We start from the raw sequence: 12,859 nt of genomic DNA on the forward strand, positions 1-12,859 counted from the left end.
GGGCCTCACTCGCTCGGACGAAGGTGATGCGGGCGGGACTCGCGACAACTCATATCGTGATCCATATCGGCGAGCGAGCTGAGCGGCCCGACCTGGTCACGCGAGATCCGAAGGAGGTCTTCGCGTGGCTGTTCGACGAGCACGCCAGGCCGATCCGGAGCTACCTCGCCGGCCGGGTCGGCGCCGACGTGGCCGACGACCTGGTCGCGGAGACGTTCCTCATCGCGCTGCGAAGACGCTCGACGTACGACCCGGAACAGGCCACCGTCCGCAGCTGGCTGTACGGCATCGCCACGAACCTCCTGCGCAACCACGTCCGACGGGAGGAGCGCGGGTTCAGGCTGACCGCGAAGGCGGGCGCGGCCGAGCCGACCGTGGAGAACCACGACACGCTCGTGGCCGACCGGGTCGACGCCGCCGCGCGGATGCGCACCCTCTCGGCCGCCATGGCCAAACTCACCGAACAGGACAGGGACGTGTTGCTGCTGACCTCGTGGGCCGGTCTCGAACCGGCCGAGGTGGCCGAGGCACTGGGCATCCCGGCGAGCACGGTCCGGTCCCGCCTGCACCGCCTGCGCACCCGTCTGCAAACCCTGCTCATGAACTCCGCGAAGGACGCCGCCCGATGAAGGAACTCGACGAGGCCTTCGCGATGTTGCACCGCGATGCCCGTGCCGCCCCCGCCGACCTCGCCGACGCGCGGCAGCGGCTGATGGACGAGATCGACGGTGTCACGCCGCGGCGAACCAGGCACCGGTGGGTGATCCCGGTGGCGGCGGCGGTCGGCGCCATCGCGCTGGCCGCGACGATCGTTGTCGTCCGGACAGCGCCGTCCCCTGATCAGGAACTCCCGCTGGCCTCCGCCCCCGAAGTGCTCAACAAGGCCGCGGACATCACGGACGTCGGCGCGGTGGACAAACCGATCAAGCCGGGCCAGTACCGTTACATCGCCGAACACAGGTGGACCACCTACAACAACGTGATCGGCCCGGAGAAGAAGGAACGCTATCCCTACCTCCAGGAAGAACTGCTCGAACGCTGGATCCCCGCGGACCCCGGCGGGATCCGGCAGGTCCGCCGGACGAGACTCGGTGAACCGAAGTACCTGGTGGACGTGCCTGCCGACGTGGCCGCACGGCTGCGCAACAACCAGGTACCCGACAGCGACCGACGCGGGAAGTGCCAGAAGGCAGGCGCCCCCGTGAACTCGGGCGACTTCGACTGCGACCAACTGGACAGAGCCGACTTCTACGCCGCGCTGCCACAGGATCCCCGGATGCTGTACAAGCAACTGGACGCGCTGGCCGCGCAGTACGGTGCACAGAAGGCGCCGGGGTTGTTCAAGATCGGAATCGACGCCCTCACCCGCGGTCTGATGCCCGCGCGGGTCCGTGCCCAGTGGTACCGCGCGCTCGCCCTGATCCCCGGTGTCAGGGTGATCGAACGGCGGACCACAGTGGACGGCCGCAGCGGCATCGCGCTCGGCCTCGACGACGACCGCGAGCACCAGGAACTGGTGATCGACCTGGTGACCGGCGAGTCCATCGGCACGCGGACGACCGCCGGGCCGCAGCCGTCCAACCCTCTGGTCAAACCCGGCACCGAGATCGGTGCGAGCACGATCACCACGTCGGTGGTCAGCAGCATCGGCGCCAAGTCATGACGGCCGCGGATCCAGGTTGCCGGACACGAAGATCTCGTACCACAGGCAGAACACCAGCACGGTCCAGATCTTGCGGCTGTGGTCGGCGTTGCCCTTCCTGTGGTCGGCCAGCAGGCGGCGGACGTAGTCGACGTCGATCAGGTGCCCGGCTTTGGACGAGTCCAGGATGTGCTGCGCCCATTCGTACATCTCGGCGCGCAGCCACACCCTGATCGGCGTCGGGAAGCCCAGTTTCACCCGGTTGACGATCTGCGGCGGCACAACGCCTGCCAACGCCCGCCGCAGCGCGTACTTGGTCTCCGCCGACCGGGGCGGCAACTTGAGCTCCGCCGGGATCGTCGACGCCACGTCGAACACCGCGTAGTCCAGGAACGGCACCCGGACCTCCAGCGAGTTCGCCATGGACATCCGATCGGCCTTGACCAGGATGTCGCCGCGCAACCACGTGTACAGGTCCACGTACTGCATCTTCTCGACATCGCCGAGGTGCGCGGCCTCGGCGTAGACCGGGCCGGTCACGTCGGTGTAGCTGACGGTGGGGTCGTACTGCTTGAGCAGCAAGGACTTCTCCTGCTCGGTGTACATCCGCGCGTTGCCGTAGTAGCGCTGCTCGATCGGTGTCGTGCCGCGTTCCAGGAAGCTCTTGCCTTTCACGCCTTGTGGAATCGCCTTGGACACGGCACGCAGGCCGCGCTGCACACCTGTCGGCAGCGTGGTGACCGGCTTGAGCGACAACGGCTCCCGGTAGACGCGATAACCTGCGAAGAACTCGTCCGACCCCTCGCCGGACAACGCCACGGTCACGTACTCCCGCGCTTTGCGTGCCACGTAGTACAACGGCACAAGCGCGGGGTCGGCCACCGGTTCGTCCAGGTACCAGATGATCCTGGGCAACGCGTCCATCATCATCTGCGCGTCGACGAGCACCGGGTGCATCGTCACGCCGAGGTGGCGCGCGCTCTCCTCGGCGACCGGCAGTTCGGAGTACCCGTCGACCTCCAGTGACGCGGTGAACGTCAGGATGTCCGGGTTGACCTCACGGGCCAGCGCCACCACGGCGGTCGAGTCGATCCCGCTGGACAGGAACGCGCCGACCGGGACGTCGGATCGCATGTGGATCCGGACGCTTTCCCTCAGCGCCTCGCGGATCCGCCCGTACAACGCCTCCGGGTCGTCCTGCGGCACCGGCCGGAACTCCGGGCGCCAGTAGCGGCGGGTGGCCATGCCGCGGTCCGGTCCGTTCGGCCGGTAGGTGAAGCGCTCCCCCGACCCGATCCGGCCGATCTGGCGGTGCAGCGTCGCCGGTTCCGGAACGTACTGGAGCGTCAGGTAGTGCGACAGGCTCTCGTGGTTGAGCGTGTCGTCGCCCCACGCGCAGAACGGCAGCAGCGCCTTCTTCTCGCTGGCGAAGAACACGCCGTGCTCGGTCACCAGATGGAACAACGGCTTGATGCCGAACGGGTCACGCGCGCCGAACGCGACCCGCTCCATCCGGTCCCAGATCACGAACGCGAACATGCCGCGCAGCCGTCGCACCGCGTCGGCTCCCCAATGGTGGTACGCGGCGACGATCACCTCGGTGTCGCCCTTGGTGCGGAAGGCGGCGCCCTGGGCGATCAACTCCTCGCGCAGCTCCACGTAGTTGTAGATCTCGCCGTTGAACGTGATGACGTACCGGCCGTCGGCGTGTTCCAACGGCTGGTCGCTGTTCTCGACGTCGATGATGGACAGTCGTTTGAAGCCCATCACGACGTCGTGGCCGACGACGTTCATACCGGTCGCGTCCGGCCCGCGGTGGTGCAGCGTCGCCAACGCGTCGGAAATCCCGTCCACCAAGGAGTTCGCCGATGCGGTGGCGCTGATGTAAGTGAGCAGTCCGCACATGGCGCGGGTTCACCTCTCGTCAGGGGATCAGTGCGGGAATGCTCGAGTCCAGCAGCCCACGACCGGCCAGCTCGCCGTAGAGCGGTGTGGTGTCGGGGAAATGGCCCCACGCGTGGTCGCCCGTGCCGTCACCCGCGTGCCCGAGCAGCTGCCGCTGCACGGGGCTGACGTCGCGCCACCACGGTTGCGCGGGCAGGTCGGCGACCTCGTCACGGATGGTGATCCAGCGGTAGGTGTAGCCGATGAACGCGACCTTGCGCGTGATGTCGGAGTGGTTGTCCGACCGGGCGTGCCAGATCCTGCGGTCGAAGAACAGCACGTCGCCGGGATTCACCGTCACCTCGACAGCCCCGGCCGGGCGCGGCCATTCGACGTCGCGGCGCGGTGGCCCTGGCAGCCAGTTCGTCTTGTGGCTGCCGGGAACGATCGTCAGGTTGCCGCGGCCCGGCTCGGCCAGGTCGGAGAACCAGTACGCGAGTTTCACCGACAGCATGGGCCGCGGATCCGTTTCGATCTCGCGGTTCTGCCTGCCGCCGTCCTGGTGCCAGTGCCACCAGAACGGCCTGCGCTCGTCGACACGCGGGTGCACGTCGACGTGCGAGTGGTAGACGTGCGCGTTCCAGCCGAGCGTCGACCACACGTACCCGAAGACCGCGGGGTGGTCGAGCAGCCCGACCAGGTCAGGGCAGTTGCGGACCGCGCTGAGCAGGTGCATCGCCTGTCCCGGCACGTGGTTCGCGTACACCCGCTCGATGGCCGAGCGGTAGAAGTCCACTTCCTCCGGTGAAAGCGCGCCACGGATGATCAGGAAACCGTCCTCGTCGAACTGGTCGCGCTCGTCGGCGGTCATCGCCCGCCAGGCAAGGTTCATTGCCGGTGCGTTCAGAGCCATACCCACATTTGCCGGTTGCACGGCCCGCATGACACCCCGGCTGGCGTTTGTGGCATCCATCCCAGCTGGATGGGAACGCTAAACCCGGGTGCCGCGTGAAGCGTTCGCGCGGTAGGAGCCGGGCGATCAGGCAGGGGAGATGTTCATGTTGCGGCTGAACACGTTCGAGGGGTCGTACACGGCCTTGACCTCACGCAGGCGCTGGTAGTCGGCCGCGGTGTAGGCCGTTTCCACTGCGGTGGCGTCGTGCAGGAAGTTCAGGAACGACCCGCCGGTGGCGTACGGCCAAAGCCGCTCGGCGGTGTCCTGCGGCCCGTCCACCGCGATCGAGAACGGCACACGCCGGTGCCCGGCGGGAGTCGTGCCGCCGGTGATCGCGCCTGCCCAGTACCGGACCTCGATCGCATTGGCGTCACCGGCGATGTCGACGACTGTCCGCACCACGTCGTCGGACAGCGACCGGAACAGGTCGAAGTGGCGTGGTGCGGTACCGGGCACACTCGCCTGGGGGACGGGGACTTCCACGAAGGTGCTCGACGTGGGCTCGCCAGCGACCTGCCACAGTGGCCGCAACGCCCTTTCAGCAGCCACGGCATCGCCCGCGTAGGTCGCACGGATCGCGACGTGCTCACCCGTCAAAGCGATCGTGCACGTCAGTTCCTCCGGCATGACCGGCGCGTACTCGCCGTACCGGGCGAGCACCTCGGCGGCCCGGTCGATCGGGAACAGGGCGTGCCCGGCGTAGACCTCGTCGACCGGGTGCAGCCGGATCTCCATCGACGTGGCCACACCGAAGTTGCCGCCACCACCGCGTACCGCCCAGAACAGGTCCGGGTTGCGCTCGGCGGTCGCGGTGACGAGTTCGCCATCAGCGGTGACGACGTCAACGCGCACGAGGTTGTCGGCGCCGAGACCGTACTTGCGGGACAACGGCCCCAAGCCGCCGCCCATGGTGAACCCGGCGACGCCCACAGTCGGCGAGGAACCGGACACGGGAGCCAGTCCGAACGGCGCTGCCGCGGCGATCACGTCACCCCACACCGCTCCGGCACCCACCCTGGCGATCCGCCGCTCCGGATCGACGAGCACGCCCGCCATCGAGGTCGTCTTGACCAACACACCACCGTCGGACGGCACATAGGTACCGTGCCCTGTGGACTGCACGGCGAACGGCAGGCCCTGATCACGTGCCCAGACCACGGCGGTCTGGATGTCGGCCGCGCAGGTCGCCTCGGCGATGACCAGCGGCTTCGCGTCGAACGCCGGGTTGAGGCTGGCGCGCAGCGCGTCGTATGCCTGGTCGCCCGCACGGTGCACCTGGCCACGGATGTGCAGGTCAGTCGCGATGCGGGGGCGGTGGGCGAGCAGCTGCTGAGTCATCGGGGTGCCTCCTCGTCGGTGTGCGTGCACCCCTGCGTCGATCCGGGGACGACCGGATCGACACGTCCACGGAAACTACTTTCCGTTCCCCCTTGGTCACTCGTCGCTGTGTCCTGGACCGCTTGGCCGGTCGGGTCAGGGCCGAGTGCCATCACCCGGCAGGGTCTTAAGACCTCGCTGTCCGCGTTCCGGGCTCCCGGCACGGCATGATGGTGGGATGAAGCTCGGGCCGCTCGAGGACTCCCACCGCCGGGAGGCATGGCTGCGGGCGTCCAACGAGATCACCGCGGCCCTGCTGAGCGGCACGTCGGGCAACGAGCTGTCCCTCATCGCCCAGCACGCCCGCGAAGTGGCCGGTGCGCCGATGGCGGCGATCGCGTTGCCCGACGACGACCGCGAGAACCTGATCTTCGAAGTGGTCCAGGGCGCCAAGGTCCTGACGGGAACGACGGTGGCCATCGCCGACACCGCGTCGGGGCAGGTGTTCCGAACCGGCGAGGCGATGCTGGTCGACCACTACGGCGACGCCCCGGACTGGAGAACCGGCCCGGTGCCCAAGGGACACCTGGGATCGGCGGCGATCGTGCCGCTCCCGGCGAGTGACGAACCACTGGGAGTCCTGCTGCTGGTGCGGCTGCGCGACGAACCCCGGTTCAAGCAGGCGGACGTGGAGCTGCTGCGGAACTTCGCCGCCCACGTGGCCATGGCGGTGCGGTACTCCCAGGTCCGCGCGGACCAGGAACGCCTGATGGTGTTCGAGGACAGGGAAAGGATCGCCCGCGACCTGCACGACCTGGTGATCCAACGGGTGTTCGCGACCGGGATGGCACTGGAAGCCGCGGCCTCGGTGATCGGCGTCGACCCGGACGACGCCGCGACCAGGGTCCGCAACGCGGTGAACGACCTGGACGTCACGATCCAGGAAATCAGAACAACCGTGTTCGCCCTCCAGCAAGGAGCCACGGAGAGCCTGCGATCAGAAGTGCTGTCCACAGTGGAACAAGCAAGGAAGGGCCTCGGCTTCGCCCCATCCGTGCGCTTCCGGGGGCCGGTGGACACAGCGGTACCCCGCGAGGTCAACGACCAACTGCTGCCGGTCCTGCGCGAGGCACTGTCCAACATGGCCAGACACGCACACGCGACAGCGGCGTCGATCGAAGTCGCCCTCGACGAAGACCTGCTGTTGCGTGTCACGGACAACGGCGTAGGAATCCCGCCATCAGGCCGACGAAGCGGATTGACACTGATGGCATCCAGGGCAGAGCGACTGGACGGCACGTTCACGATCAACCGCCTGAGCCCAGGCACAGAACTGCAATGGCGCGTACCCCTCAGCTAGAACCAAGCACAGCAACAAAACCCAGCACAGCACCCCAAAAGCACGACAAAACCCGAAAACCCGAGAGCGGCGCCGATTTTACACGGGGTGGGGGTGGCCGTAAGCTTTCCGGCGCGGAGAGCCCCGTCAGTTTGGCAAGGTCTGCGCTTTGCCTCCAGAGAGGGGCTCCGCCTTTACGCTCGAAGAGGCCACCCCCGGGGTTCCCATGTCAAATCGGCGCCGCCCCAACCCACCATGAGCCTACAAAACTCAGGCACGGCCGAAAAGCTCAACCGGCAGAAGGATCACCAACCCGACCAAGGAACAACGGTGCCCCAGTGCCAGTATCCGTGATGACGAACAAGAAAGGGCGGTCAACAGTCACCTTGTAAGCCATCGGAGCCGACGTGGCAGCAACACCCACACCAGTGGCGGCGGCAGCCTCAGTCCCCTCCTCGTCAACCTGAACAAAAGTCTTGTGCTGCACCGTACTGATCACCAACCGGGTATCATCGGTGATCCCGCTGAAGTCCGCCCCCGGACTGAAGGCGGCAGGCATCCCGGCCCGAGACAAGGTCTCCGTCAACTCCATCGACGAGCGAGCGGTGAACCGAGGCATCGCCAACTCGACGGTCGCCGGGCGCACCTCCCCGAGCAGCGCGCCCATCCCCTTGCCACGCAGAACATCGACCGAAGCGGGCACGATCACCGAGAACGCCAGCTTCCCACCCTTGTAAGGCAGCGTGACCACCTGGTACCCAGGCCCTTCGGCGTACCCCACCTTCGCTTCCGGGTCCTTGTACGGGTCGTTGTGCATCATCGGCACAGTCACCGTCGACCCGTCCGCGCGGGTGAACTGCGCGTCGGCGGTCTTCGAACGCGGGAACTCCCGCGCCCAGGCGGCTTTCAGGTACAGCGCGTTGGTCAGGACGAGCCGGGTGTCCCTGTCGATCGCGTCAACCGGGAACAGGTCCGTGATCTTCCCCGCGGTCTGGTCGGTGACCGTCTTGTTGATCCGGTCACGCGCCTGGCCCGGATCAGCGAGGAAGTCCGCGTCGTTCATGGTCGTGCCGAACTGGTCCCGCAACGTGTCGCGGTACGCGGGCTTGAGGTTGAGGCCGCGCTGCGCCCACACGGTGTTGGACACCTTCAGATCCGTCTGGTCGAAGGCAGGCAGTCTCGGCCGCGCACCGTCCGGCAGGTGCAGCACCTTGTTCATCTGCGCCGCTGTCTCCCCCACCGCGCCCGCGGCGACCATCTGCAACGCGAGCGACACGCTTACCGGTGACAGCACCAGGTTGGGCCGGTCGGCGAGCGTGGGCGCGGCGAGCAGGTCCAGGCCGAACGCGTCCGTGGCCTTGATCAGCGCCGACACGTCACCCTGCACCTGTTGCGCGACCGGCAGCGGCGGCGGGAGCGGTTCCTGGGGAGCCGGTTGCGTGCCACACGCCGTCACCACCAGGACCGCGCCGATCGCCAGTAGCCGCGCCGAGATCGTCATGCCCGTTGGACGAGACTCGGCACGGCCATGGTTGCACGCGATTTCAGCGGCTCAGCCAGTGGGACTGACCTGCGCGATCGTGATCGGGACCTTGGGTCCGCCGTCCGGCCCACCGTCGGCGACTCCGCCTGCCGCGACCTTGTCGAGCACCTCTTTGCCCGAGGCGTCGAAGGTGCCGAGCACCGGGTAGTCCGGGGGGATCGTCGACGCCCCGTAGACGAGGAAGAACTGGCTCCCGTTCGTGTCCGGTCCGGCGTTCGCCACCGCCACGGTGCCTGCCGGGTAGGTCACCGCGCCCTGACTCGTCGGCGTGAGGTCCTTCGGGTTCTCGCTGGCGTACTCGTACCCCGGTCCACCCGATCCGGTTCCCGACGGGTCGCCGCACTGCAGGACCTTCAGCGAGTCGCTCGTCGTCAACCGGTGGCACTTCGTCCCGTCGTAGAACTTCATCTCCGCCAGGAACAGGAAGCTGTTCACCGCGCACGGTGCCTTCTCCCTGCCCAAGGTCATCGGGATGTCGCCCTCGCTGGTCTTCAGCGTGACCCGCACCGCTCCCGTCACCGCGACCTTGTCCGCGTCACGCGGGGTGCCCACGTTCTTCGACTGGCCACCGGACGCGGGCTTGTACTCGCACGCCTTGGTGGCACCCGAGCCCGCCGGTGCGCCCGACGACGTGGTCGGCTTCCTGCTGGTCGTCGCCCGTTTGGTGGTGGACGGTTCGCTCGACCCGGCCGAAGCGACGCCTTCCACGTCGCCCCGACCGGGCACGAGGAGCGCGATGAGGACCGTGGCCACGACGACCACCACGATGGCCAGGACGCCGACGATGACCGGTGCCTTGGATTTCCCCGCGCCTGGTGGTTGCCCTGGCTGTGGATACGTCACGGGCCGTCCCTTCCGGATTTGTCCGTCGCTGCCGGACAGGGTACGGCCGCGCCGTTCAGGCCAGGAACCGGATCAGGTGACCGGCCACAGTAGAGGGTTGCTCCTCGGCGAGGAAGTGGCCGCACTCGGCGATCGCGTACCCGGTCACGTCCTCGGCGTACTCCCGCCAGATGTCCGCCGTCGGCAGTTTGCCGAGCAGCCCGGTCTCGCCCCACATGGCCAGCACCGGCATCGCGAGCCTGCGCCCGGCGTCGGCTTCGTCGTGTTCGTCGTCGGCTGGGAAGGAGGCGCGGTAGTCGTCGAAACCCGCGCGCAGCGCGCCCGGTGCGGAGAACGCGCGGATGTACTCGTCCGCCGCGTCGAGGCCTTGCCGCTGGTACGTCCACCGCTCGAAGAAGTAGCCCAGGTACGCCGCGATGTTCTGGCCGACGAGCAGTTCCGGCAGGTCCGGCTGCAGGTGGAACAGCCAGTGCCAGTAGCCACGGCCGACCTCGGCGTTCATCCGCTGCCACATGGCCCGCGTGGGAATGATGTCCAGGACCGCCAGCCGGGTGACCTGGTCGGGCCGGTCCAGTGCCCAGCGGTGCGCGACGCGGCCACCCCGGTCGTGCCCGACCACGCTGACCTGGTCGAACCCCAGTGTGCGCACCAGTTCCGACACGTCCGCGGCCATGGTGCGCTTGTCGTAGCCGTCCCTGGGCTTGTCGGTACGACCGTAGCCGCGCAGGTCAGGGGCGATGACGGTGTGCTCCTCCGCCAAGGCTCCGAAGATCTTGTGCCAGCAGTGTGACGTCTGCGGCCAGCCGTGCAGCAGCACGACAGGCGGGCCGTCGCCACCGCGCAGGTAGTGCGTCCTGATTCCGTTGACTGTGGCCATCGCTGATTCCATGGCGCCATTTCTAACCCGCCAAGAGGGTTAGAATCAACCCCATGAGGGGGTTAGAATGACGGAGTGGACTGGACCTTCGACGGTGGACGGCCGTGCATCGACCTCGTCAACACGCTCCGCAACCGCCACCTGGACGGCTACGAACTCCTCACCGACCCGACCAAGCTGGCCGAATGGCTGGCGCTGGCCGGTCACCTGGAGCAGGGGCACCGCGTGACAGCGGAAGACCTCGCGCTGGCGATCCGGCTGCGGGAGGCCGTCGACCGGCTGACCAGGGGCACGGTGACGGCCGCCGACGTGAAGCTGGTCAACCAGGTCGCGGCCCAGATCCCGGTCCCCCAGCTGCGGATCGACGCCGGCGCGCCGCGCCGGGTCCTGCGGTCGTCAGCCGGGCCGGTACGAGCCGCGCTCGCCGAGCTGGCCGCCGACGCGATCGACGTCGTGACGACCGGTTCGCGGATCCGCGTCTGCGCGTTCGACAACTGCGGCCTGCGGTTCCTGGACTCCTCGCCCCAACACAACCGGCAGTGGTGCTCGATGGCCCGCTGCGGCAACCGAGCCAAGGCCCGCGCGCACTACGCCCGGCGCAAGTCGGCCAAAGCCTGACCACACGGGGCAACGATCAGGCGCCGATCTGCTGGGTGATCCAGTCCGCGACGACGTCGATGCGCGCGACGGTCTCCCGGCCGGGCTGCGGACACGTCGGGCCGTTGTTCACGATCGCGACGAGCGTCCCGGTGCGGTCGTCGTCGGAGGTGAAGAACGGGCCGCCGGAGTCCTGCTTGCACGGGCTGTTCTCGACGGTCTTCGGCACAACCGACTGGACCTCCAGCGTCGCCGAGTTGATCTTCGCCACGGTGAACTCGCCGCGTTTGAGGTGGTCGGACGGCTTGATCACGGTCGGTGAGAGCGAGCCCCACCCGGCGAACCGCAGTTTCTGGCCCGCCTTCGGCTTGACCTCGGACAGCCGCAGCGGCGTGACGTCCGTGACGGGAACGCTCAGCTTGACCACCGCCAGGTCGTTGACCCGCGACTGCCGGACGTCGACGACCTCGGCGGTGTGCCCACCGGGGTCGCTGTCCTTGAGCTTCCCGACCACCACCTTCATGGTGTACGGCGGCTTGCCGCTGACCGGGCGGTCCCGCACGTCGTGGAAGCAGTGCCCGGCCGTGACCACCCACTGCGGGGCGACCAACGAGCCGCTGCACGCGCCGCCGCGTACCCCACCGTCCGGCGTGGGGATGTCGTCCGAGGTCAGTTTGGCGTTGAACGGCAGCACCTGGTTCGCAGGCGGCGGAGCGGACTGCGGCGGCGGCGAGGGTGTCGTGGTCGTCGTGGCAGGCGCCGACCCAGCCGCCCCCTCCGGGCTCGAGTACATGTCACTGCCGCGTGCGGCCGATTGATCACCTGGAGTTCTCATTTCCCGGGCCAGTGCGTAGACGAAGGCGGTCCCAGCGCCGACAAGGACGGCCGCAGCGATCACCCAGAGACGTAACAGCGGCCGCCTTCGAGAACTCTTGCTCACACAGTGATGTACGAACAAACCCGACCGTCGGTTGCGTGAATGGCGAGAATCCGCATGGATCTTGTGGCCCAGACCACGGATGCCCCGGCCCCCGCGCCTACTCGGCCAGTTCCGCGTCGTCGAGCCCGGCACCTTTCGTGCCGCCGACCATGGGAATCAGCCTACCGGGGCGGTGTACAGGACAAGTGTGCGCCGCTGAACCACTACACCATTTGGGTAAACCGGTTGTAACTGGATTATGGAATATGGAGATGATTGGTCACTCGGCGTGATTCCTGGAGCGGGTAGATCCATGAGCGGCAGGTCATCAGTATGGCGCGCGGTCGGCAAGCCGTTGGGCGATGGCGGCACCGCGCGGCGTGGCATGCCATCCCTTCGACCGGCCGTGCCGGTTCTTGACAAGCAGACCGCGTTCGACGAGCGATTTCCCGCTGCGGCTGATCTGCGCCTCGTGCGTGCGGAGTTCGCTGACGATGTCCGCGCTGGTGATGTGCGGCCGCGCACAGACAAGCACCAGCATCCGCGCCGCCCACGAGTTCGGGTCGAGCGTGTCGGCGAGGTGGCTCTGCCGCGCCCGGTCCAGGCCGGCACGCGCGACCTCGGCCAGCGTGAGGAGCGCCATCTCCAGCTGGGCCGTCGGCCCGCCGGGTCGCAGGCGCACCGCCGCCGCACGCATGATCTCGAGCGCCTGGTGCAGGTTGGCGGCGTCCGCCAGCAGCGTGGCGTCGACGAGCCAGCGGCTCACCGCCGCCGCCCACCGGGCGACCGTCGTGTGCTCGCCGAGGACCTTGCCGTCGCCGGACTCCTGCCTGAGCAGGTCAGCCCAGACCTCGAGGCCCTGCTCCAGGCCTGTCGACGACTGCGTGGCCGTGTCCGGACCCGCTGGAGACGTGCCCGTCCTGCTGGCGACCATTCGCGACCA

General features: G+C 68.1%; 12 protein-coding genes. 4 read left to right on the forward strand and 8 right to left on the reverse strand.

Going from position 1 to position 12,859, the window contains the following annotated elements:
* Window positions 1-26 precede the first annotated feature (26 nt).
* Entirely contained in the window at window positions 27-629 is a 603-nt protein-coding gene (locus ALI144C_RS40955) for an RNA polymerase sigma factor (RefSeq protein ID WP_076992579.1), read from the forward strand.
* Window positions 626-1,663, forward strand: coding sequence for a CU044_5270 family protein (locus ALI144C_RS40960; RefSeq protein WP_076992580.1), 1,038 nt, complete (start codon window positions 626-628; stop codon window positions 1,661-1,663). The genes ALI144C_RS40955 and ALI144C_RS40960 overlap by 4 nt, the downstream gene beginning before the upstream one ends.
* On the opposite strand, the gene asnB is transcribed toward ALI144C_RS40960, so the two are convergent.
* The 3 genes from asnB to ALI144C_RS40975 form a co-directional block, all read right to left on the reverse strand.
* A complete protein-coding gene (gene asnB, locus ALI144C_RS40965) occupies window positions 1,658-3,547 on the reverse strand; it encodes an asparagine synthase (glutamine-hydrolyzing) (protein ID WP_076992581.1) in 1,890 nt (629 codons plus the stop codon). The two genes, ALI144C_RS40960 and asnB, sit on opposite strands and share 6 nt — an antisense overlap.
* A gap of 19 nt (window positions 3,548-3,566) precedes the next feature.
* Window positions 3,567-4,397, reverse strand: coding sequence for a phytanoyl-CoA dioxygenase family protein (locus tag ALI144C_RS40970; RefSeq protein ID WP_202819172.1), 831 nt, complete (start codon window positions 4,395-4,397; stop codon window positions 3,567-3,569).
* Between the two features lie 168 nt (window positions 4,398-4,565).
* Complete coding sequence (locus ALI144C_RS40975) at window positions 4,566-5,819, reverse strand: FAD-binding oxidoreductase (RefSeq protein WP_076992583.1); 1,254 nt, start codon at window positions 5,817-5,819, stop codon at window positions 4,566-4,568.
* Window positions 5,820-6,036: 217 nt separating this feature from the next.
* Here ALI144C_RS40975 and ALI144C_RS40980 point away from each other — a divergent pair, with 217 nt between their 5' ends.
* Window positions 6,037-7,158 carry a GAF domain-containing sensor histidine kinase gene (locus ALI144C_RS40980; RefSeq protein WP_076992584.1) on the forward strand — a complete coding sequence of 374 codons (1,122 nt, stop codon included), beginning with the start codon at window positions 6,037-6,039 and terminating at the stop codon, window positions 7,156-7,158.
* A 268-nt stretch (window positions 7,159-7,426) separates the two neighbouring features.
* Here ALI144C_RS40980 and ALI144C_RS40985 read toward each other — a convergent pair whose 3' ends face one another.
* The 3 genes from ALI144C_RS40985 to ALI144C_RS40995 are packed head-to-tail and all read right to left on the reverse strand — an operon-like array spanning window position 7,427 to window position 10,412.
* The gene (locus ALI144C_RS40985) at window positions 7,427-8,638 is read right to left on the reverse strand and encodes a serpin family protein (protein WP_076992585.1); all 1,212 of its coding nucleotides are present in this window, start codon (window positions 8,636-8,638) and stop codon (window positions 7,427-7,429) included.
* Between the two features lie 51 nt (window positions 8,639-8,689).
* Window positions 8,690-9,523, reverse strand: a complete 834-nt coding sequence (locus ALI144C_RS58085) for a peptidylprolyl isomerase (protein WP_076992586.1) — start codon at window positions 9,521-9,523, stop codon at window positions 8,690-8,692.
* A 55-nt stretch (window positions 9,524-9,578) separates the two neighbouring features.
* On the reverse strand, window positions 9,579-10,412 hold the full coding sequence (locus ALI144C_RS40995) for an alpha/beta fold hydrolase (RefSeq protein ID WP_076992587.1): 834 nt from the start codon (window positions 10,410-10,412) through the stop codon (window positions 9,579-9,581).
* 63 nt (window positions 10,413-10,475) lie between these two features.
* Here ALI144C_RS40995 and ALI144C_RS41000 point away from each other — a divergent pair, with 63 nt between their 5' ends.
* The gene (locus ALI144C_RS41000; RefSeq protein ID WP_076992588.1) at window positions 10,476-11,018 is read left to right on the forward strand and encodes a CGNR zinc finger domain-containing protein; all 543 of its coding nucleotides are present in this window, start codon (window positions 10,476-10,478) and stop codon (window positions 11,016-11,018) included.
* Between the two features lie 16 nt (window positions 11,019-11,034).
* On the opposite strand, the gene ALI144C_RS41005 is transcribed toward ALI144C_RS41000, so the two are convergent.
* A complete protein-coding gene (locus ALI144C_RS41005) occupies window positions 11,035-11,895 on the reverse strand; it encodes a S1 family peptidase (RefSeq protein ID WP_237774554.1) in 861 nt (286 codons plus the stop codon).
* A gap of 349 nt (window positions 11,896-12,244) precedes the next feature.
* The gene (locus ALI144C_RS41010; protein WP_076992589.1) at window positions 12,245-12,850 is read right to left on the reverse strand and encodes a MarR family transcriptional regulator; all 606 of its coding nucleotides are present in this window, start codon (window positions 12,848-12,850) and stop codon (window positions 12,245-12,247) included.
* Between the last annotated feature and the right edge of the window lie 9 nt (window positions 12,851-12,859).

The sequence above is a fragment of the Actinosynnema sp. ALI-1.44 genome, from assembly GCF_001984155.1.
Taxonomy (GTDB): Bacteria; Actinomycetota; Actinomycetes; order Mycobacteriales; family Pseudonocardiaceae; genus Kibdelosporangium.

Excerpts from the sequence above, each read along its gene's own strand:
- ALI144C_RS40955 (WP_076992579.1), top strand. The coding sequence starts at position 27 with ATGCGGGCGGGACTCGCGACAACTCATATCGTGATCCATATCGGCGAG.
- ALI144C_RS40960 (WP_076992580.1), top strand. The coding sequence starts at position 626 with ATGAAGGAACTCGACGAGGCCTTCGCGATGTTGCACCGCGATGCCCGT.
- asnB (WP_076992581.1), bottom strand. The coding sequence starts at position 3,547 with ATGTGCGGACTGCTCACTTACATCAGCGCCACCGCATCGGCGAACTCC.
- ALI144C_RS40970 (WP_202819172.1), bottom strand. The coding sequence starts at position 4,397 with ATGACCGCCGACGAGCGCGACCAGTTCGACGAGGACGGTTTCCTGATC.
- ALI144C_RS40975 (WP_076992583.1), bottom strand. The coding sequence starts at position 5,819 with ATGACTCAGCAGCTGCTCGCCCACCGCCCCCGCATCGCGACTGACCTG.
- ALI144C_RS40980 (WP_076992584.1), top strand. The coding sequence starts at position 6,037 with ATGAAGCTCGGGCCGCTCGAGGACTCCCACCGCCGGGAGGCATGGCTG.
- ALI144C_RS40985 (WP_076992585.1), bottom strand. The coding sequence starts at position 8,638 with ATGACGATCTCGGCGCGGCTACTGGCGATCGGCGCGGTCCTGGTGGTG.
- ALI144C_RS40995 (WP_076992587.1), bottom strand. The coding sequence starts at position 10,412 with ATGGAATCAGCGATGGCCACAGTCAACGGAATCAGGACGCACTACCTG.
- ALI144C_RS41010 (WP_076992589.1), bottom strand. The coding sequence starts at position 12,850 with ATGGTCGCCAGCAGGACGGGCACGTCTCCAGCGGGTCCGGACACGGCC.